Here is a 20,182-nt window from a genome sequence, read left to right as displayed (position 1 = left end):
TCAACCACTTGCGCTTCCGATCTCTCGTTAGCGGGAGGCGAATTCTACAGCGTTACACGCTGCTGTCAACACCTCTTTTTCTTCGCTTTCGACCGAGAAGATCGAACCGTTGAAAGCGCCCAGCACACCGGCATTTCCAACGCCTTCCAGGCTTCGATGAACTGAAGCGACCCGCCTTCGAAACCTACTTAACTCATTGAATCTCAAGGAGTTTTCCGCTTCGACTGCGCCGGAAGTGGGGCGAATTATAGAGACTCAGAATCTGCCGTCAACACTTAATTTCGCTTTTCCTGAAAAACCTGCTTTTTACCCATCAAACGAGGGATCCGGCGAGTCAAAGGAGGAATACGCAGTGCCAAAAGGAAAACACCTATCAGGGCATAGATTGCCCACTCCTTAAGGTCAGCACGCACAATCCACAGCATATGCAGCAATCCCAATCCGAGAATCACGTACACCAACCGGTGCAACTTCTTCCAGCGGACACCTAAGCGGCGCTGACTATATCGATTGGAGGTAACAGCCAATACGAGTAACCCCAGAAACCCCAGAGCACCCACAATGATGTAGGGACGCTTACGCAGCTCGACACCCAGTTGCGACCAGTCGAAACCGAGAATGAACGCCATATAGCTGAAGAGATGCAGAACCACATAGGCAAAACACCAGAGCCCCAACTGCCGACGCACAGCAATCCATCCGGCCCACCCCGTCAGTTTCTGCAGCGGCGTCATACTCAGCGTGATCAACAGCAATACCAATGTCCCAAGCCCCAATCGATCAACCAGGACTTTTCCCGGATCCGGCCCAAGCAGATCCGCAAAAGCCTGATAGAACCAGAACAGCGGCCAGATCGCCGCAGCCAGGAAAACGCCTACGCGCCAGATCGGATATCGCATCAGTAGTTCTTCCGCAGATCGAGCCCTTTATATAAAGAAGCGACCTCATCCGAGTAGCCGTTGAACATCTGCGTATCACGCACATTCGGCTTGAACAGGCTGTTGGGCAGTCGCCGCTCCCGGGCCTGAGTCCAACGTGGATGGTCGACTGTAGGGTTCACATTCGCATAGAACCCGTACTCATCAGACGCAATGCTCTGCCAGGTTGTCTTCGGCTGCTCACTGACCAGACTGATCCGCACGATGGATTTGACGCTCTTGAAGCCGTACTTCCATGGCACTACCAGACGCAGCGGTGCACCGTTCTGATTCGGCAATTCACGGCCATACATACCCACCGCCAGAATCGCCAACGGATTCATCGCCTCATCCAGACGCAAGCCTTCCACATAAGGCCAGTCGATCAGGGCAAATCCAGAACGCTGTCCGGGCATGGACTTGGGATCCTGCAGGGTTTCGAAGCGAATGTACTTGGCATTGGAGGTAGGCTCTACCTGCTTCAACAGTGCCGAAACAGGGAAACCGATCCAGGGAATCACCATCGACCATGCCTCGACACAACGAAGGCGATAGATGCGCTCCTCCAGCTGGTAAGGCTTCATGAAATCTTCCAGAGCATAACGCCCCGGCTTACCCACCTCTCCGTCCACCACAACACTCCAGGGTTCGGTTTTCAACGAACCGGCATTGGCCGCAGGATCCCCCTTGTCGGTGCCGAACTCATAGAAGTTGTTGTAATGGGTCGCATCTTTGAAAGGCGTAATCGCCTCATCCTTGACGTTCACCGCCCCCCATTTGACAGAGGGCAGCTTCTCGGCAAACCAGGCGGGCGCCTTTCCGGCTTCGACATCGGCATAGCGGGCAGCCTCTTCGGCACTGGCCCAGCGCGGCAAAGTGCTCATGGCCAAACCGGCCGCAGTCGCTCCGAGCAATTGTCGACGAGAGAGATAAATGGATTCAGGCGTGACGTCCGACTCATGGCAATCGGACGCTTTAGGGACTTTGATCAGCATGGCAACTCCGCAGCTTTGGAGGACAGATGCACCATAGACTGCGGAGTATGAGGGAAATTACATCACTCGGCGTGTTTGTGACGACGAAGATGCAACAAGTACTGCACCGGGCCCGAAGCGGCGTAGGCGAGGAACACCAGCAGCAGAATGCGAGGCGGATCGCTGAACACCACGGCAAACACCAGCACCACTGCAAGGATAGCCACGAAAGGCACACGCCCCTTCAGATCCAGCTCCTTGAAGCTGTTGTATTTGATATTGCTGACCATCAGCATGCCGGCGGCCGCTACCATCAACGCAACCAGGAATGACATCTTCGAACCCTGGATCCCGTAATCGCTGAACGCCCAGACAATCCCGGCAACCACACCGGCAGCAGCCGGGCTGGCCAGACCGATGAAGTAGCGTTTGTCGGCGGTCCCCACCTGAGTGTTGAAGCGCGCCAGACGCAATGCCGCACCCGCCACGTAAATGAAGGCAACCATCCAGCCGACCTTGCCCATGTCACCCAGCGCCCAGCCAAAAGCCAGCAACGCGGGGGCGACGCCGAAGGCAACCATGTCCGACAACGAGTCGTACTCGGCACCAAACGCACTTTGGGTATTGGTCATGCGCGCCACGCGACCATCGAGACCATCGAGCACCATGGCGACGAAAATCGCGATGGCGGCAAAGGCAAAGTATTTGCTCGCATTCGCGGCATCCCCGGCGCTCAATGCAGCCTGGGCACTCATCGAGTTGATGATGGAATAGAACCCTGCGAACAAGTTCGCAGTGGTGAACAGATTCGGCAGAAGATAGATACCACGATGCCGGACTTTACGGCCTTCTGCGTCATGCCCTTCTTCGATGTGCTCATCGATGGGCAGCAGGCTTTCGGCGTCGGAAGCCTGGTTCGGCTCTTCGGGACGTTCGCTCATGGACAGTACCTTGCAACGGATTGGACATTTTCGACAGGCGCCTGGGACGACGGTTCGGCCACAAACGATGCAGCTTTATACCAGAACCGCTCGCCCATACGAAAAAACGCGGCCTAGGCCGCGTTTTTTCATGCAAGGATCTACGACTTAGTTTTTGGCTTTGTCGACGATCTTGTTGGCACCGATCCACGGCATCATGGAGCGCAGTTGCTCGCCGATGATCTCGATACCGTGAGCGGCGTTGTTACGACGCTTGGCGGTCATCGAAGGGTAGCCGGTTGCGCCTTCGCTGATGAACATTTTGGCGTATTCGCCGTCCTGAATACGTTTCAGGGCGTTGCGCATGGCCTGACGGGATTCGGCGTTGATCACTTCCGGACCTGTCACGTACTCGCCGTATTCAGCGTTGTTGGAGATCGAGTAGTTCATGTTGGCGATACCGCCTTCATACATGAGGTCAACGATCAGTTTCAGTTCGTGCAGGCACTCGAAATAGGCCATTTCCGGCGCGTAGCCAGCTTCAACCAGGGTTTCGAAACCGGCTTTTACCAGCTCAACGGTGCCGCCGCACAGAACGGCTTGTTCGCCGAACAGGTCGGTTTCGGTCTCGTCCTTGAAAGTAGTTTCGATGATGCCGGTACGACCGCCACCAACACCGGCGGCGTAGGACAGTGCAACGTTCTTGGCGTTGCCGGAGGCGTCCTGGTAGATCGCGATCAGGTCAGGGATACCGCCGCCTTTCACGAACTCGGAACGTACGGTGTGGCCCGGGGCTTTCGGCGCGATCATGATCACGTCGAGGTCGGCACGCGGAACAACCTGGTTGTAGTGGATCGCGAAGCCGTGGGAGAAGGCCAGGGTGGCGCCTTTCTTGATGTTCGGCTCGATTTCGTTCTTGTAAAGCTGGGACTGGAACTCGTCCGGGGTCAGGATCATGACCAGGTCGGCACCGGCAACAGCGGCCGCCACGTCGGTCACTTTCAGGCCGTGGGCTTCAGCCTTGGCAACGGTAGCCGAACCTTTACGCAGACCAACAGTAACGTCGACACCGGAGTCTTTCAGGTTGCACGCTTGAGCGTGACCCTGCGAACCGTAACCGATGATGGCAACTTTCTTGCCCTGGATGATCGACAGGTCGCAGTCTTTATCGTAGAAAACTTTCATGAATTTCCCCTTTATATCCAGGCCGCTCAGGCCATTCGCTAATTTGGTTTAGATGCTGAGTACTTTGTCGCCGCGGGCAATACCGGTGACGCCACTGCGGACAGTCTCCAGAATCGATGCGGTGCCGATGGACTGAATGAAGCTGTCGAGCTTGTCGCTGGTACCGGTCAGTTGAACGGTATAAACGCTGGCGCTGACGTCGACGATCTGTCCACGGTAAATATCGGTGGTGCGTTTGATCTCGGCGCGCTGGGCGCCAGTGGCCTTGACCTTGACCAGCATCAGTTCGCGTTCGATGTGAGCGCTTTCCGACAGGTCCACCAGCTTGACCACTTCGATCAGCTTGTTCAGGTTTTTGGTGATCTGCTCGATGATTTCATCGTGGCCGACGGTGGTCAGTGTCAGACGCGACAGGGTCGGGTCTTCGGTTGGCGCCACGGTCAGGCTTTCAATGTTGTAGTTGCGCTGCGAGAACAGGCCGACTACGCGAGACAAAGCACCAGGTTCGTTTTCCAGAAGCAAGGAAATAATGTGCCGCATGATTAGGTACGCTCCGTCTTGCTCAGCCACATATCGCGCATGGAGCCGTCTTTGATCTGCATCGGATAGACGTGCTCGCTGGTGTCGACCGAAATGTCGATCACCACCAGGCGATCTTTCATGGCGAACGCCTCTTCCATCTTCGACTTCAAATCTTTCGATTCGGTGATGCGCACGCCGACGTGGCCATAGGCTTCAGCCAGCTTGACGAAGTCAGGCAAGGATTCCATGTAGGAGTGTGAGTGACGGCTGCCGTAACTCATGTCCTGCCACTGACGAACCATGCCCAGAACACCGTTGTTCAGGATCACGATTTTGACCGGCAAACCGTATTGCAGGCAGGTCGACAGTTCCTGGATGTTCATCTGGATACTGCCTTCACCGGTGACGCACGCAACATCGGTGTCAGGAAAGCTGAGAGCGATACCCATCGCCGCCGGCAGGCCGAAGCCCATCGTGCCCAGGCCACCGGAGTTGATCCAGCGGTTCGGCTTGTTGAACTTGTAGTACTGCGCAGCAAACATCTGGTGCTGGCCCACGTCGGAGGTCACAAAGGCGTCGCCCTTGGTCACTTCGCACAGGGTTTCAATCACGGTCTGTGGCTTGATCTTGCTGCCGTCGCCCTTGTCGTAAGGGAACAGGCCACGATCACCACGCCACTCGTCAACCTGTTTCCACCAACTGGCGACCGCTTCCTTGTTCGGGGTTTCGCCGATTTCCTTGAGGATCGAGACCATTTCGGTCAGGACACTCTCCACCGGACCAACGATCGGCACGTCGGCCTTGATGGTCTTGGAAATCGAAGCCGGGTCGATGTCGATGTGAATGATCTTGGCGTTCGGGCAGAACTTCGGCGCGCCGTTGATCACGCGATCATCGAAACGCGCACCGACCGCCAGGATCACGTCGGCATGGTGCATCGCCAGGTTGGCGGTGTAGCTACCGTGCATGCCGAGCATGCCGATGAACTGACGATCAGTGCCAGGGTAGGCACCCAGCCCCATCAAGGTGTTGGTAACCGGCAGGTTAAGCATTTTTGCCAGTTCGGTCAGCGGCGCGGAGCCGTTGCCGAGGATCACGCCACCGCCGGAGTACAGCACGGGACGTTTGGCCGCCAGGAGCATTTCTGCCGCCTTGCGGATTTGCCCGGAATGACCGCGAACGGCCGGACTGTAGGAGCGCAGTTTGGCTTTCTTCGGGAAGACGTATTCGAACTTCTCGGCCGGGTTGGTCATGTCTTTCGGAATATCGACCACGACCGGGCCCGGACGACCGGATTGCGCCAGGTAGAAGGCTTTCTTCATGACTTCCGGGATTTCCGAAGCGTGCTTGATCATGAAGCTGTGCTTCACGATCGGCCGGGAAATACCGATCATGTCGGTTTCCTGGAACGCATCGGTGCCGACCATGGTGCTTGGCACCTGACCGGAAATGATCACCATTGGAATCGAGTCCATATAGGCGGTGGCGATACCGGTGATGGCGTTCGTGGCGCCTGGACCGGAAGTCACCAATACCACGCCGGCTTTACCGGTGGCACGGGCGTAACCGTCAGCCATATGGGTAGCCGCTTGTTCGTGACGAACCAGGATGTGGGTCACTTCCGGTTCTTTGAACAGGGCATCGTAAACATGAAGAAGAGCACCACCCGGGTACCCGTAGATATATTTGACGCCTTCGTCACGCAAAAAGCGGACGAGCATCTCACCGCCAGATAAAAGCTCCACGTTGTTCACCTCTAAAACGCCAGAATACCGTCCACAAAAAAGCGAACGGGTCTTAATAGGTTTACTTCTCGGCAGAGCATGAGCGACGGTGGTCGCCGACTACGTCAGCACTGACTGAGCAAGTATTGGGATCGTCCCAAGTGTTGCGGGCCTTTCCCACCCAGCGCGAGGTAACGCGTTGCGGGTGTAACAGGTCGACGCGGATATGCGCCTCATGATCTGCCGAGAGGGTCTGCTTCTGGCAGTCCCTGTACAGCGGACTTTGGATTCTTCTGTTTCGCCCTCTCCAAGTCAAGTCGTGAATGTGCTTAATTGTGGGTAAGCACATGAGAACGCAAGAAAAAACCTGGAAACCGCTACTCTGTTAGCTTCAATTGCGCAGTTTTGCCAAGGAATCAGCATGCGAACGCTTCTCCTGACTCTACTAATCAGCGCCAGCCCATGGTGCATGGCCGCTCAAATCTACAAATGGGTCGACGCCCAGGGCATTACCCATTTCGATCAGCAGCCACCACAGGGGCAACCATCCACGGCCCTGGAGACACCCTCCTCACCTCCACCAAAACCGGCGGCGTTATCCGGCAGCGGCGCGGTGGGCGATCAGAAAGCCATCGATGACAAGGTCAAGCAGCAAGTGGCCGAGCAACAAAACCAACTCAGGGCATTTTGCGAACAGGCGCGCACGAACCTCGCGCAACTGCAGAACAATCCGCGCTTGAGGGAGGAAGTGGAGGGGGAATTGCGGCGACTGAGCGACGACCAGCGCCAGCAACGTATTGCGGAGGCACAAAAACAGATTGCGGAAAACTGCCAGTAACCACTGGCAGCTCCCGGTTCAGCGCGAAGCAGTAATCAACAGGTCGAACTCTTTGAGCAACACCTGAAGCTGCCGATCCTTGCCTTGCACGCTGCGCTGAGCAAAAACCATCTCGGCCATTTCCTGAATTCCCGAGGCATTGGGCAATGGCAGATTCTGCTCGAGGATCATCTTCATCCGCGGCAGGAAGATCCATTGCAGCCACTGCTCGAACTCGAGAGTATCGACCGAAAACGGCTCGACGCTGCTCAGGGCTTCGACCGAGGGCTGGACGTCATCCCACCAGCCCTGGGCGCGCAGTTCACGTTCGATCAACAGCAATTGATCGGCGACCTTGGAGAAGCGACTGTCCATCACAGCGACACCTTGGCCTTCTGACGGGCCAGAGTGGCGCCGGCGGAGTCACCTTGCTTCTCACGGGCCTGAGCGATCAATTCCCACAGGCTGGCCTGCAAGTCCGGACGACCATTGGCCATGGTCAGTGCACGACGTGCGGTCTGCTCGGCTTGCGGTGCATCGCCCTGGGCCATGCGCACCTGCGCCAGACGGTACAGCACTTGCGGCTCGCGCGGCGCTACACGCTGGGCGCGCTCCAGGCTGGAGGACGCGCCGTTGAGGTCGCCACCGGCCTGCTGCTGTTGCGCTGTGGTCAAAAGTGCGAGTACCGGGCCGTCCAGCTGTTCATCGGCAGACAGACCGCCGCCGCTGCTGGCTGAAGGAATGCCGCTCGGCGTCGAAGGCATGCTGTAGCTGCCGGAGTTGATCGGCGCCGACTCGACCGGCGAAGGGTTATATGGACCCGGCGTGATACCGCCAGACGCCGGGCCCGGAACGATCGGCGAGGTGCTGATCGGTGTCGACGTCGCTGCGCCGCCCGGCACCATTACCACCACACCGGTATCGCCTTGCGGAATTGCCTGGGTCTGGGCCTGTGCAGGACGTTTCACCGTCGTTTGACGGAAACCGCCATTGGCCGAAATGCGCTCGCTGTTGGACACGGCGGTACCGGCATCCACGACCGGAATCGAACCACGCTGTACGGTGGAACAGCCGCTGAGCAAAGCCACGGCGGTCACCGCTGGAATCAACCACTTGTTCACTTGAAACCCTCTTCGCTTAATTCATCCAGCCCTTGACCCAATCCATCACCGACTCGCCCGATGCCGGGCTTTCGCTCGCGCAGGAGGCGCCGGGTGGCGGTTCGCTGCCGCGAATATACGGCATCTGCACGGCGCCCGGACAGTTGGCATCGGAGCCTTGACCGGTGCGCGAATCAACCCATGCCTGCACCACGTTATCCGGCTGCGGCATGTCCAACGGCAGCGGATCGGCCTTGCGCATGAAGCTGGTCCAGACCTGCAACGCACCGGTGGCTCCGGTGAACGGGGTCTTGCCGTTGTCGTCGCGGCCGAGCCAGACCACCGCCAGCAGATCCTGGCTGAAACCGGCGAACCAGCTGTCGCGCGAATCGTTACTGGTGCCGGTCTTGCCCGCCAGTGTCAGAGTTCTTGGCAACACGTTATAAACCGAACTGCCGGTACCTTCACGCATGACCCGCTGCATGGCGTTCTGGATCAGATAGATCGAGGCCGGATCGAAACGCTGCTCGATCTGGAACGGATAACGCTTGAGCGGCTCGCCCTCGGCAGTCAGCACGCTGCGGATCCCGCGCATCGGCGTATTGAAGCCACCGTTGGCCAGGGTCTGGTACATCGTCGCCACTTCGATCGGGGTCATGCCCCCAGCGCCAAGCAGCATCGACGGGAACGCCGGAAACTCGCGGGTCACGCCCAGTCGCGCGAGCGTTTTGAGGACATTCGGAACGCCGACCGCCAGACCCAGACGCGAGGTCGACAGGTTGTAGGAATGCGCCAGCCCCTGGTACAGGAATACCGTGCCGTGGGAGCGACGGTCATAGTTCTGCGGTTTCCAGACCTGACCGTCAGCACCTTTGATTGAAAGCGGGTCGTCCGACAGCCAACTGGTCAGCGTGTACTGGCTCGGTTTCTCCAGTGCCGTCAGATAAACCGCCGGCTTGATCAGCGAGCCGATCGGCCGCACCGCATCCAGTGCCCGGTTGAACCCGGCAAAACTCGCCTGACGGCTGCCGATCATGGCCTGGACTTCACCGGTTTCCGGATTGGTCACGACCATCGCCGCTTCCACGTCGTCGGAACCCTTGCGACCGGACAGACGCTTGAAGGTGTCGTTGACCGACGCTTCAGCTTTCATCTGCAGGATCGGATCGAAACTGGTGAAGATTCGCAGGCCTTCTTCGGTCAAGTCTTCGTCGCGATAGTCTTCACGCAACTGGCGCTTGACCAGATCGATGAAGCCCGGGAAAGAACTGTCCGCCAGTTTGCCGCGCGTGGTCACGCCAAGCGGCATTTTCTTCGCAGCGGCGACCTGTTCGGCGGAAGCGACACCCTGTTGCTCAAGCACGTCGAGCACCAGATTGCGTCGTTCCAGCGCCCGTTCCGGGTTGCGACGCGGGTTGTAATAGGACGGGCCTTTGACCATGCCAACCAACAGCGCGACCTGGTGCAGCTTCAACTCGGACAAGGGCTGGGCGAAGAAAAACTGGCTGGCCAGACCGAAACCGTGGACCGCACGCTGACCGTCCTGACCGACAAAGACTTCGTTGAGGTAAGCCTCAAGGATTTCCTTTTTGTCGTAATGCAGCTCGAGCAGCATCGCCATCATCGCTTCGGTGAGCTTGCGGGTGAGGCTGCGTTCATTGGTGAGGTAGAAGTTCTTGACCAGTTGCTGGGTCAGCGTACTGCCGCCCTGAGTCATCTTGCCGCCCGAGGTGTTGACCCAAACGGCGCGGGCAATCGATTTCGGCGACACGCCCCAGTGGCTGTAGAAATCCCGGTCTTCGACGGCGACCAGGGTTTCCAGCAGATACGGCGGCACCTGATCGAGCTTGATCAGAATCCGGTCTTCCAGGTTTTTCGGGTAGATGCCGCCGATCATCAGCGGCTCCAGGCGCACCACGGAGAGCTTCGAACCGTTGGTCGCCGAGAGTTCGGCCACGTAATCGCCGGAGAAACGCACGCGCACCGACTGCGGTTTCTCGAGGCCTTCATAGAACTGGAAGCCGCGGGTATTCAGATCAACCGTGTTGCCATTGACCGATGCAGCGCCAGGACCGTTGCTGACGGCTTCGCGGCGATAGCCCAAGGCATCGAGCTCGGTCAGGAAATCGTCCTTGCTCAGCTTCTGTCCGACGAACAGCTCGAGCGGACGCGCATACACCTTGGCCGGGATGGTCCAGCGCTTGCCGGAGAACTTCTCCTGCACCACGGCATCGAGGTAAACGGCGAAGCCAGCCAGCACAACAAGGCCGACCAGACTGAGTTTAAGGGCCCAGCCCAACCATGGGCGCAGGCCCCGGGAAGCTGGTTTTTTTGGGGTACGGGAGGATCGAGTACGAGTCATGGCGGCGGATTATACGCACTTTATTCATACTCAACAGGAGCGCGCCGAGGTTTGCGTCGGGCTGGCGAGCGGCCATAATGAGCGCCTTGAATTTCTCCCAGTCTCTGAAGGATCGTCCGTGAGCCAGTCCCTGATCGCTGCCCTGCAAAACCCGGCCCTCTACCCGCATCCCGTCGAAGGGTTCCAGGTCATCGAAACCCATATCTCGTGGGTGCTGCTCACCGGTCCCTACGCTTATAAAGTGAAGAAACCGGTGAATTTCGGTTTCCTCGACTTCACCAGCCTCGACTCCCGTGAGCACTTCTGCGGCGAAGAGCTGCGCCTGAACCAGCGCCTGACCGACGACTTGTATCTGGAAGTGATTCCAGTGACCGGCAGCGCCGAAGCCCCGCAACTGGGCGGCGAAGGTCCGGCCATCGAATACGTGCTGAAAATGCGCCAGTTCCCGCAAACCGGCCTGCTCAGCACCCTGCAAGCCAACGGCGAGTTGACCACCGCGCACATCGACGCGATGGCCGAGCAGATCGCCCGCTTCCACCTCAACGCGCCGAAAGTCCCGGCCGAGCACGATGCCGGCACGCCTGACAGCGTGATGGCGCCAGTGCGCCAGAACTTCGAACAGATCCTGCCGTTCCTCAGCGACAAGAACGATCTGCTGCAACTCGACGCCCTGCAAGCGTGGGCTGAAAGCAGTTTCGATCGTCTGAAACCGCTGTTCGCCCAACGCAAGGCCGACGGTTTCACTCGCGAGTGCCACGGTGACATTCACTTGGGCAACGCCACGCTGATCGACGGCAAGGTCGTGATCTTCGACTGCATCGAATTCAACGAACCGTTCCGCTTCACCGACGTGTGGGCCGACACCGGCTTCCTGGCGATGGATCTGGAAGACCGTGGCCTGAAATCCTTGGCCCGTCGCTTCGTCAGCCAGTACCTGGAACTGACCGGCGACTACCAAGGCCTGGAAGTGCTGAACTTCTATAAGGCTTACCGCGCCCTGGTGCGTGCGAAAGTCGCACTGTTCAGCATGCCGGCCGATGCGACTCCGGTGCAGCGCGCCACAACCCTTCGCCAATACCGCAACTATGCCAACCTGGCGGAAAGCTACAGCACCATTCCTTCGCGCTTCATGGCAATCACCCATGGCGTTTCCGCTGTCGGCAAAAGCCATGTGGCCATGCGCCTGGTCGAAGCGCTGGGCGCGATCCGTCTGCGTTCCGATGTCGAGCGCAAACGTCTGTTCGGCGAGCAAACGGTTGCAAATGATGTTCAGGCCGGGATCTACAGCGCCGATGCCAGCGCTGCGACTTATGCTCGGCTGCATGAAATCGCCGAAGTGATCCTGCACGCCGGTTTCCCGGTGGTGATCGACGCCACTTACCTCAAGCGCGAACAACGCGACAACGCCGCCAAGGTCGCCGAAGCCACTGGTGCGCCGTTCCTGATCCTCGACTGCAACGCTCCACAGGCAGTGATCGAGAGCTGGTTGGCGATTCGCCAGGCGGACAAGAAAGATCCGTCCGACGCCACCCTCGCCGTGATCGAAGCACAACAGGCGAACCGCGAAGCCCTGACACCGGAAGAAATCCTGCGCAGCAAACGCGTGCAGACCAATGAATCCGGCACTCTGGACACCGTCGTGGCGCAAATCCGCCAGCGCCTGCCAGGTCTGTAAGAAACTATTTCGGCCGTGAAGCCCTTGCTCGCTTCACGGCCGTCAAATAGTGGCACTATACTGGCGTCATAAAACCAACAGGTGATTTGACATGAGCCAGCCGAAACTTCTCGACACCCCGCTTTATGCCTTGCTGCACAAAGACGACATCACAGGTTTCAACAATGAACGCCCGAAAGACGGCCCGATCGACATGGTTGGCGGTGATTTTCGTGGCCTCGACCTGCGTGAACTGAACGCCGATGGTGTGGATTTCCGGGACGCCTACTTCCGTTCCGCCGACCTGCGCGGCATCGATTTTCGCAATGCTTCGCTGGAAGGTGCGAGCCTGGCTCATGCGCAGATCTCCGGTGCTTACTTCCCGCCGGAGCTGAGTGCCGACGAAATCCTGATGTCGATGAATTTCGGTACGCGCCTGCGTTATCGCACTCGCTGAGTCTCGGAACTTCCAAACTCGTCCAGCGCCCCCGCCTTGCGCTGGACTGCGTGCTATTCGTAACTCTCGCTCGTCCTCCCCAACCTGACTCATCAGCAGAAACTGACGTTTCTTAGAAGCGTTTGCGTTGAATCCGACCAAACAACCACGCTTTTCCTACTGATGGCTACACTCCTCAGAAGCTCGCTCACGCACCATTCGGCCGTCGCAAGGAGGCTTGATGAATGATGAACTGCAACACCTGAAGAATCTTGGCAAGACGTCGGCGCAATGGCTGCATGCCGTGGGCATCCATAGCGCCTCGGATCTGCGCCGCCTGGGCGCTGTGGATGCCTACCGGGCCGTGCGCACTCGCGGGTTTCGGGCGTCGAAGGTGTTGTTGTACGCGATCGAAGGGGCGTTGATGGATGTGCACTGGAATGACATCCCCGCCGAACGCAAGGATGCGCTGAACCGGCAGCTGGAAGCCATTTCCTCTCGCCACAAGAACTAACCGGTATCGACCGTCATGTACTTGCTCGGGGAACAATCGGCACAGGCCGACGCATTGATCAACCGCTTGCAGAGCCTGCCTGCGCAATTGCTGGAAGGCCTCGCATCGTGTGGGCCGGCCCTGGAACTGGAAGCGACGGATGACCTATTGGCGCGCTTGCCGGACGACCAGTTGTTTTTGCTGACGGAGGGTGTCATCACCGGCCGACTCAGTGGTCGCGGCTTGTTCTACTGGCACGAAGGAGATTTGATCGGCCTGCAACAGGGGCCGGAATGGGCGGATTGCAGCTTGTGCGCGGAAAACCCGGTGACATTAATGCCTTTTCGCCGAGGCGATTTGTTTCAGCATGTGTACAGCGACTCGTCGCGCTCGGAGCAGTTTCTGCATTACCTGCTCGGGCAAATGGCACTGTTGGCTCACGCCGTTGCCGAGTTCAAGCCACGTGAGTTTCGCAGCACCAATGGTTTCAAGCGAGTCGAGGCCGGGGACGTCCTGATTCGCCAGGGCGACACCGCCGATCATGTGTTCGTGATCATCGAAGGACACGCCGAAGCGTTTGTGAACGGGCACAAGGTAGGTGACGTGCTCAAGGATGAAATATTCGGCGCAATGGCGGTGTTCACTGGCGAGCCGCGCAACGCGACGGTCATTGCCCGGGAGGCGAGCACTGTAATGCTGATTCCCGGCGATCAGTTTCTGAGCATGACCCGCACCAATCCGAAAATTGCCCACAGCCTGATCGAAAGCATGGCGCGGCGTATCGACCAGCTCAACAAACAGCTCACAGCCCAGACCTGACTCTCATATTCAGAGGGCGTCAACGCCATTGCCGGGACAAAACGACAGAAATGAAAAAACAGCAGTTGACTTGGTAATGAGAATCGCTATGATTATCACAACTGGTCGCGAGATCAGTCGATATTCTGAAAAGCCCTTGGTTCGGACTCTCAGATTATCTCCTCATCAGGCTAATCACGGTTATTTGACCCGGTTTTTACCGGGTCTTTTTTTGCCTGTGGAAAAGTCATTGCTTACTGAACTGCTTACGCATTTCGGCGCAATAATCCGGTTTCGGTCTGGCCGGTGTGTACCAGACATAATCAGCCATCGCCGCCGTAACCTGACTGCCCTGCTCCGCCAGCATCAACACCGTGGGCGCTTCGGGCGCGCCCAGATCCAGCACATGCAGCGGCACGCCCACATCCTTGCGCGCATGAAACGCCCCCGCCAATAACAACGCAGGCGCGGGCGCCGCCAACAAACGCGAGGCCATGCGCCGATCCCGTTGTTGCTGAACGGCCAGCATCGCCGGCATTTGTGATGACGGCATCAAGCCGCAGTGAGAATCGCCAATCTGCTCCAATAGCGCCTCTTTCACCGACTCAGCGTTGCTGCGCTCACCGCTCAAAACCGGAGGATCACGATAGAACGCGCGAATTTCGATGTTATCGAGATTGGCCGCCAGCAACGGCCAGGATTGCGTCAGGGCGAATCGCACAATCGGTCCGTAGAGATTCCAGTCCCAACCGTCCTGCCAGGCCAATGCAGCAGGAAGATCGGCCGGCGGCGTTGCGGCATGCCGCACTTCATCAACCCGCGACTGTTGATCGGGCGTCAACATTTCCAGCAGGAGACTGCCCTGAGGGCGCGTTTCTTGAAGATTGCGCAGCAACCACAATTGAAGGGCATGGTGATCGGCGCTGTCATGCTGTTCGCCGATAATCATCCGCGCCGATCTGCTGAGCTGCGTCAGTAATTGCTGCGCCGTCAGACTCTCGCCGCTGCGCAAATCACGGATCTCGCCCACGACCGGCGGCGCCGCAACATGCTGGCAACCCGCAAGCCACAACACCGCCAATAGCAAAATCCCGCGCATACCCTCACCTCGATGACGAAATCAACGGGCGATGATCAGCGGATGCCCGCGCTCCGGGTGCGACTGCACCAACACTTCCAGACCGAAAACCGCCTTCAGCGATTCCGGACGCAACACCTGTTGCGGCGTATCCAGCGCCACCGGGCGCCCGCCCTCCAGCAGCAGGATGCGATCACAATAGCGCGCCGCCAGATTCAGATCATGCAGGATCACCAGCACCGCTGCGCCACGATCGGCAAATTCGCGCACCGCCTGCAGCGTCGTGTGTTGATGTAACGGATCAAGCATCGACGTCGGCTCGTCGAGCAGCAACGTCTGCCCCGTCTGCCCCGGCCACAGTTGCGCCAGCACCCGCGCCAGATGCACCCGCTGACGCTCGCCGCCAGACAGCGCCAGATAACTGCGGCCGCTCAGATGCCCCGCATCGGCCGCCCGCAAAGCGTCAGCGACGATCTCCGCATCGCGCAAACGTCCGCTCTGATAAGGCAGCCGCCCCATGCCGACCACTTCTTCGACACGAAAAGCGAAATCCAAGGTCGATACCTGCGGCAACACGGCCAGCCGCTGGGCGCGCTGAGTGCCGCTCCAATGGCTCAATGCCTCACCGTCCAGCAGCACTTCCCCGTCGTGTGCACTCAGCTCACCGCATAACGCGCCGAGCAAGGTACTTTTGCCGGCGCCATTGGGGCCCAGCACACCAAGCACCTCGCCCGGTTCGAGTTGCAGGCTGACGTCGACCAGAACGGTCTTGCGGCCACGGCGGATATGCAGGTTGTGCGCACGCAACATCAGGCACGCCCTCGCAGCAACAGATAAAGGAAGAACGGCGCACCGATGAACGCCGTGACAATGCCGATCGGCAGTTCCGCCGGCGCCAGCGCCAGCCGCGCCACCAGATCCGCCAACAGCAACAGACTGGCCCCCGCCAGCACCGATGCCGGCAGCAATACCCGGTGATCCGGCCCCGCGAGCAAGCGCACCAGATGCGGCACCACCAATCCGACAAAACCGATCATCCCCGCCGCTGCCACTGCCGCGCCGACACCCAGCGCCGTGCAGAACACCAGTTCGCGCTTGAGCCGCTCGACATCGATCCCCAGATGCCCGGCTTCCGATTCGCCGAGCAGCAACGCATTGAGCGCCTTCGCCCGACGTGGAAGCCAAAGTGCAACACCGGCAGTGATGATCAGCAGCGGCCACAACCGCGCATAGCTCGCGCCGTTAAGGCTGCCCAGGTTCCAGAACGTCAACGTGCGCAATGTCGCGTCGTCGGCCAGATAGGTAAACAGCCCCACCGCCGAGCTGGCCAGCGCCGTCAGAGCAATGCCCGCCAGCAACATGGTCGCGACATTTGTCTGCCCGTTACGTCGGCCTAGTCGATAGACCAGCGCTGTAACTCCCAGACCACCGAGAAACGCACACACCGACAGCAGATAAGGCCCGAACCACTCCGGCAATCCGCCAAAAAACGAACCACCGACAATCGCCACCGCAGCGCCCAACGCCGCGCCGCTCGAGACGCCGACCAACCCCGGATCGGCCAGCGGATTGCGAAACAGCCCCTGCATCGCCACCCCGGACAGCGCCAGGACTCCACCAACGGCCAATCCGAGCAATGTACGCGGCAGACGAATCTGCCCGAGAATCAGTTCAGCCTGTTCCAGACCGTCCGGCGCCAGCGGCACCCCGATCAGGCGCAGTGCAGCGCGCAAGGTATCGAACAACGGCAGACTGACCGGCCCCAACGCCAGCGACAGCCAGATCGCCAACAGACACAACAGGATCAGGCCAATAAACAAACCACGGGGTTTGACCAGCGTGGTCATTGGCCGCTCTGGGTCGGGTAGAAACCGTCAGACAGGGTCTTCAGTGCAGCCGGCAAACGCGGCCCGAGCCCGCCTACCAGCAGCGTCGGGTCCAGCTCCAGCACCCGTCCGGTCCTGGCCGCACGGCTGGAATCGAGGATCGGGTTTTCCTTGAACAGCGCCGCTTTTGCCGCCTCGCCGGTCAGCGCACGGTCGGCGAACACCAGCACTTCAGGATCGAGACTGGCCAGGGACTCGACGGAAAACGGCTTGTAACCGGTGTGGGTCGCAAGGTTATGCCCGCCCGCCTGTTGCAGCAGCCAGTCGGCGGCGGTGTCCTTGCCGGCGATCAGCGGTTTGCCGCCGGCATGGCCGAGCACCAACAGCACGCCCGGCGCTTTCTGCTTGGTCTGGGCTTCAGCTACACGAGTCTTTTGCGCATCGAGTTGCTGTTGATAACCTTGCAACAACTGGGCGGCCTGGCTTTCGGCGCCCAACAACTGCCCCAGATGGGTAACGTTTTTCTCCAGCGTCGGCAGATCCGGCTGAGCCGAGAACAACTCCACCTGCACCTTGGCACTGCGAACCTGCGAGATCACTGGCGGCGGGCCCATTTCCTCGGTGCCGATCAGGATGTCCGGGCGCAGGCTGAGAATGCCTTCGGCCGACAGACTGCGCTGGTAACCAATACTCGGCAGCGACTTGAGAGATTGCGGATGCTGGCTGGTGGTGTCGACGCCCACTAACCTGGACTCACCACCCAGCGCACTCACCCACTCCGACAACGCGCCGCCGGCGCTGACCCAACGTTGCGGCAACTCGGCCGCTGCAGCCTGGTGGCTGACCAAAAGTCCGACACACAGCACGGCAACGCGGGTAGTCAGGCGCATAAACAGCTTCCTTGAAAGGTTTTCCCGGGCATCGTAACGGCAGGCCAAGTATCCTCGGCAGCGGCCACCTCGCGACGGGCGAAGGCGGCCATTTGATAATTGTTTGCATTTGAACGTCAAGCTCGGACATATCCGGACACGAGCCGACACTTGAGGATAGTCATGAAGTTTCTCTGCGCGGGCGCCGATCTGGTTGAGGGCGGCAGCCGCGGTTTCGACATCGACGGGAAAAAACTGTTTGCCGTGCGCCGCGCGGGGCAGGCGTATGTCTACCTCAATCGGTGCCCGCATCGGGGCGTTGGCCTGGAATGGCACCCCGACCAGTTTCTGGATCCGAGCAACAGTCTGATCCAGTGCGCCACCCACGGCGCACTGTTTCTGATCGAGGACGGAGAATGTGTCGCCGGTCCGTGCGCCGGGCAATCGCTGACGACCATCCCCTGCCGTGAAGACGCACAAGGGCTGTGGATCGATGTTTAACCGCCGAGCAGCACGTCCAGTCGCCGGTCGACCACCATTTCTTCATGGCTCAAACGCACGCCGTACGCCAGGACTTCGACCCCGCACGCCACAGCCTCGCGCAGCGCAGCGGCGTAGGCCGAGTCGATTTCCTCGGCCGGTCGCACTGCTTCGATACCGGTGAGATTGACGCAGTACAACTGCACCGCACGAATCCCGTCCCGGGCCAGATGCGCCAGTTCACGCAAATGCTTGGCGCCGCGCTCTGTCACCGCATCGGGAAACGCCGCTACTGCCGTACCGTCGAACCCGAGGGTGACGCTTTTCACTTCCACATACGCCGGGCCCGTCGGGTAGTCGAGGCGAAAGTCGATCCGGCTCTTTTCCTGTCCGTACGCCACTTCGCGCTTGAGCCCGGTGAACCCGTTCAATTCACTGATGACGCCGGCCTGCAAGGCCTCTTCGACCAGTGCATTGGCGCGTCCGGTGTTCACGCAAAACAGCCGGCCTTGCGGGGTTTCACCGACTTCCCAGGTGCCGGGCAGCTTGCGCTTCGGATCACTGGAACGGCTGAACCAGGCCTGCCCGCCCTCAACCTGACAATTGAGCATCGAGCCGGTGTTCGGGCAATGAATGGTCAGCAACTCGCCGCCAACGGTTTCGATATCGGCGAGAAAACGCTTGTAACGACGGATCAAGCGGCCTTCTTCGAGAGGAGGATGAAAACGCATCAGCTTTGCCAGCTCTTCAAGCCACGAGCGATGCGTTCCACCGCTTCCTGTAAGCGAGGGAGGTTTTGCGTGTAGGCAAAGCGCACATGATGACCGGCCTGATAGCGACCGAAGTCCAGCCCCGGCGTAAACGCTACATGTTCGGTTTCAAGGAAATGTCGGCAGAAAGCGAAGGCATCGCCGCCGAACTGGCTGATATCGGCATACAAATAGAACGCGCCTTCCGGCTCTACGGCAATGTTGAAACCCAGTTCACGCAATGCCGGCAGCAGGAAGTCGCGACGACGGCCGAATTCGGCGCGGCGCTCTTCAAGAATCGCGATGGTGTCCGGCTCGAAACAGGCCAGCGCCGCATGCTGGGCCATGCTTGGCGCGCTGATGTAGAGGTTCTGCGCGAGTTTTTCCAGCTCACTGACCGCCGCATCCGGCGCCACCAGCCAGCCAAGACGCCATCCGGTCATGCCGAAATATTTGGAGAAACTGTTGAGGACAAATGCACTGTCGTCCACTTCCAGCACACTGGCTGCGTCGGTGCCATAAGTCAGGCCGTGGTAGATCTCGTCCACCACCAGATGCCCGTGACGCGCCTTGATGGCTGTGGATAACCCGGCCAGTTCATCGCGGGTCAGAATCGTACCGGTCGGATTGGCCGGCGAGGCGACCAGCGCACCGACGCTGTCTTGGTCCCAGTGGCGCGCTACCAGATCCGGCGTCAGTTGATAGCGAACGTCCGGGCCCACCGGTACAAGCTGCGCCGCGCCCTCGACCAGTCGCAGAAAGTGCCGGTTGCAAGGATAGCCCGGGTCGGCCAGCAGCCAGTGTTTGCCCGGATCCACCAGCAACGCGCTGGCCAGCAGCAGCGCGCCGGAACCGCCGGGCGTGATGAGAATCCGGCGAGGATCGATGCTCAGGCCGTAGCGCGTTTGATAGAAGCCGGAAATCGCCTCGCGCAGCTCGGGAATGCCACGGGCCGCGGTGTAGCGGGTTTTGCCCGCCGTCAGGGCTTGTTGCCCGGCGCGGATGATCGGCTCGGCGGTGGTGAAGTCCGGTTCGCCGATTTCCAGGTGGATCACGTCGTGGCCAGCGGCCTGCAATTCATTGGCCCGCGCCAGCAGCGCCATCACATGGAACGGTTCGATCGCACGACTGCGCGCACTGTAGGGCTGAGCCATTGGCCTTCCTTCAACGAGGGAAAAGAAACGATTCTACCCATCTGCCGGAACGAGCGAGAACCCGCAGCGGTCACAGCCTCAAGAACACTGGACTGTAACGACCCGAGCGTACATTCCAGGATTG

21 protein-coding genes are annotated in these 20,182 nt (G+C 59.4%); 6 read left to right on the top strand and 15 right to left on the bottom strand.

What is annotated here, in order from left to right:
* Positions 1 to 275: 275 nt before the first annotated feature.
* The 6 genes from msrQ to CAF73_RS15730 all read right to left on the bottom strand — a co-directional run bounded on the left by msrQ (position 276) and on the right by CAF73_RS15730 (position 6,263).
* The gene (gene msrQ, locus CAF73_RS15755) at positions 276 to 899 is read right to left on the bottom strand and encodes a protein-methionine-sulfoxide reductase heme-binding subunit MsrQ (protein WP_085703194.1); all 624 of its coding nucleotides are present in this window, start codon (positions 897 to 899) and stop codon (positions 276 to 278) included.
* Positions 899 to 1,912: a protein-methionine-sulfoxide reductase catalytic subunit MsrP gene (gene msrP / locus CAF73_RS15750; protein WP_085703193.1), complete on the bottom strand. Its 1,014-nt coding sequence runs from the start codon at positions 1,910 to 1,912 to the stop codon at positions 899 to 901. The genes msrQ and msrP overlap by 1 nt, the downstream gene beginning before the upstream one ends.
* Positions 1,913 to 1,974: 62 nt before the next feature.
* Entirely contained in the window at positions 1,975 to 2,832 is an 858-nt protein-coding gene (pssA, locus tag CAF73_RS15745) for a CDP-diacylglycerol--serine O-phosphatidyltransferase (RefSeq protein ID WP_039771608.1), read from the bottom strand.
* Between the two features lie 147 nt (positions 2,833 to 2,979).
* Positions 2,980 to 3,996: a ketol-acid reductoisomerase gene (gene ilvC, locus CAF73_RS15740; protein WP_007959661.1), complete on the bottom strand. Its 1,017-nt coding sequence runs from the start codon at positions 3,994 to 3,996 to the stop codon at positions 2,980 to 2,982.
* Between the two features lie 48 nt (positions 3,997 to 4,044).
* On the bottom strand, positions 4,045 to 4,536 hold the full coding sequence (gene ilvN / locus CAF73_RS15735) for an acetolactate synthase small subunit (protein WP_003205610.1): 492 nt from the start codon (positions 4,534 to 4,536) through the stop codon (positions 4,045 to 4,047).
* A gap of 2 nt (positions 4,537 to 4,538) precedes the next feature.
* On the bottom strand, positions 4,539 to 6,263 hold the full coding sequence (locus tag CAF73_RS15730; RefSeq protein ID WP_085697686.1) for an acetolactate synthase 3 large subunit: 1,725 nt from the start codon (positions 6,261 to 6,263) through the stop codon (positions 4,539 to 4,541).
* Between the two features lie 400 nt (positions 6,264 to 6,663).
* Between CAF73_RS15730 and CAF73_RS15725 the strand changes: the two genes are divergently transcribed.
* Positions 6,664 to 7,080, top strand: a complete 417-nt coding sequence (locus CAF73_RS15725; protein ID WP_085697481.1) for a DUF4124 domain-containing protein — start codon at positions 6,664 to 6,666, stop codon at positions 7,078 to 7,080.
* Positions 7,081 to 7,098: 18 nt separating this feature from the next.
* On the opposite strand, the gene CAF73_RS15720 is transcribed toward CAF73_RS15725, so the two are convergent.
* The 3 genes from CAF73_RS15720 to mrcB are packed head-to-tail and all read right to left on the bottom strand — an operon-like array spanning position 7,099 to position 10,521.
* Positions 7,099 to 7,434, bottom strand: a complete 336-nt coding sequence (locus tag CAF73_RS15720) for a YqcC family protein (RefSeq protein ID WP_085703192.1) — start codon at positions 7,432 to 7,434, stop codon at positions 7,099 to 7,101.
* Positions 7,434 to 8,180, bottom strand: a complete 747-nt coding sequence (locus tag CAF73_RS15715; RefSeq protein ID WP_085697483.1) for a M48 family metallopeptidase — start codon at positions 8,178 to 8,180, stop codon at positions 7,434 to 7,436. Before CAF73_RS15715 ends, CAF73_RS15720 begins: the two co-directional genes overlap by 1 nt.
* A gap of 16 nt (positions 8,181 to 8,196) precedes the next feature.
* Complete coding sequence (gene mrcB, locus CAF73_RS15710) at positions 8,197 to 10,521, bottom strand: penicillin-binding protein 1B (RefSeq protein ID WP_085697484.1); 2,325 nt, start codon at positions 10,519 to 10,521, stop codon at positions 8,197 to 8,199.
* A gap of 118 nt (positions 10,522 to 10,639) precedes the next feature.
* Here mrcB and CAF73_RS15705 point away from each other — a divergent pair, with 118 nt between their 5' ends.
* The 4 genes from CAF73_RS15705 to CAF73_RS15690 all read left to right on the top strand — a co-directional run bounded on the left by CAF73_RS15705 (position 10,640) and on the right by CAF73_RS15690 (position 13,923).
* Entirely contained in the window at positions 10,640 to 12,196 is a 1,557-nt protein-coding gene (locus CAF73_RS15705; RefSeq protein WP_085703191.1) for a bifunctional aminoglycoside phosphotransferase/ATP-binding protein, read from the top strand.
* Between the two features lie 91 nt (positions 12,197 to 12,287).
* A complete protein-coding gene (locus tag CAF73_RS15700) occupies positions 12,288 to 12,632 on the top strand; it encodes a pentapeptide repeat-containing protein (RefSeq protein ID WP_007959639.1) in 345 nt (114 codons plus the stop codon).
* 220 nt (positions 12,633 to 12,852) lie between these two features.
* Positions 12,853 to 13,125, top strand: coding sequence for a TfoX/Sxy family protein (locus CAF73_RS15695; RefSeq protein WP_085697486.1), 273 nt, complete (start codon positions 12,853 to 12,855; stop codon positions 13,123 to 13,125).
* A gap of 15 nt (positions 13,126 to 13,140) precedes the next feature.
* Positions 13,141 to 13,923, top strand: coding sequence for a Crp/Fnr family transcriptional regulator (locus CAF73_RS15690; protein ID WP_085703190.1), 783 nt, complete (start codon positions 13,141 to 13,143; stop codon positions 13,921 to 13,923).
* A gap of 226 nt (positions 13,924 to 14,149) precedes the next feature.
* Here the strand turns inward: CAF73_RS15690 and CAF73_RS15685 are convergent, their stop codons facing one another.
* From CAF73_RS15685 to CAF73_RS15670, 4 genes are read right to left on the bottom strand one after another with little or no spacing between them, the layout of a single operon-like run.
* Entirely contained in the window at positions 14,150 to 15,001 is an 852-nt protein-coding gene (locus tag CAF73_RS15685) for a ChaN family lipoprotein (RefSeq protein ID WP_085703189.1), read from the bottom strand.
* A gap of 21 nt (positions 15,002 to 15,022) precedes the next feature.
* A complete protein-coding gene (locus CAF73_RS15680; protein ID WP_085703188.1) occupies positions 15,023 to 15,790 on the bottom strand; it encodes a heme ABC transporter ATP-binding protein in 768 nt (255 codons plus the stop codon).
* The gene (locus CAF73_RS15675; RefSeq protein WP_176247740.1) at positions 15,790 to 16,773 is read right to left on the bottom strand and encodes an iron ABC transporter permease; all 984 of its coding nucleotides are present in this window, start codon (positions 16,771 to 16,773) and stop codon (positions 15,790 to 15,792) included. The genes CAF73_RS15680 and CAF73_RS15675 overlap by 1 nt, the downstream gene beginning before the upstream one ends.
* A 50-nt stretch (positions 16,774 to 16,823) precedes the next feature.
* Entirely contained in the window at positions 16,824 to 17,696 is an 873-nt protein-coding gene (locus CAF73_RS15670; RefSeq protein WP_085697491.1) for a hemin ABC transporter substrate-binding protein, read from the bottom strand.
* Positions 17,697 to 17,858: 162 nt separating this feature from the next.
* Here CAF73_RS15670 and CAF73_RS15665 point away from each other — a divergent pair, with 162 nt between their 5' ends.
* On the top strand, positions 17,859 to 18,176 hold the full coding sequence (locus tag CAF73_RS15665) for a Rieske (2Fe-2S) protein (RefSeq protein WP_085703186.1): 318 nt from the start codon (positions 17,859 to 17,861) through the stop codon (positions 18,174 to 18,176).
* On the opposite strand, the gene sfsA is transcribed toward CAF73_RS15665, so the two are convergent.
* Positions 18,173 to 18,886 (bottom strand): DNA/RNA nuclease SfsA, encoded by a 714-nt coding sequence (sfsA, locus tag CAF73_RS15660; protein WP_085703185.1) that lies wholly within the window; start codon positions 18,884 to 18,886, stop codon positions 18,173 to 18,175. The genes CAF73_RS15665 and sfsA overlap by 4 nt on opposite strands.
* The gene (locus CAF73_RS15655; RefSeq protein ID WP_085703184.1) at positions 18,886 to 20,058 is read right to left on the bottom strand and encodes a pyridoxal phosphate-dependent aminotransferase; all 1,173 of its coding nucleotides are present in this window, start codon (positions 20,056 to 20,058) and stop codon (positions 18,886 to 18,888) included. The genes sfsA and CAF73_RS15655 overlap by 1 nt, the downstream gene beginning before the upstream one ends.
* Between the last annotated feature and the right edge of the window lie 124 nt (positions 20,059 to 20,182).

It is taken from the genome of Pseudomonas sp. B15(2017), from assembly GCF_002113215.1.
Classification (GTDB): Bacteria; Pseudomonadota; Gammaproteobacteria; order Pseudomonadales; family Pseudomonadaceae; genus Aquipseudomonas.
Note: the sequence above shows the minus strand (reverse complement) of the source record. Positions and strands in the feature narration are given on the sequence as shown.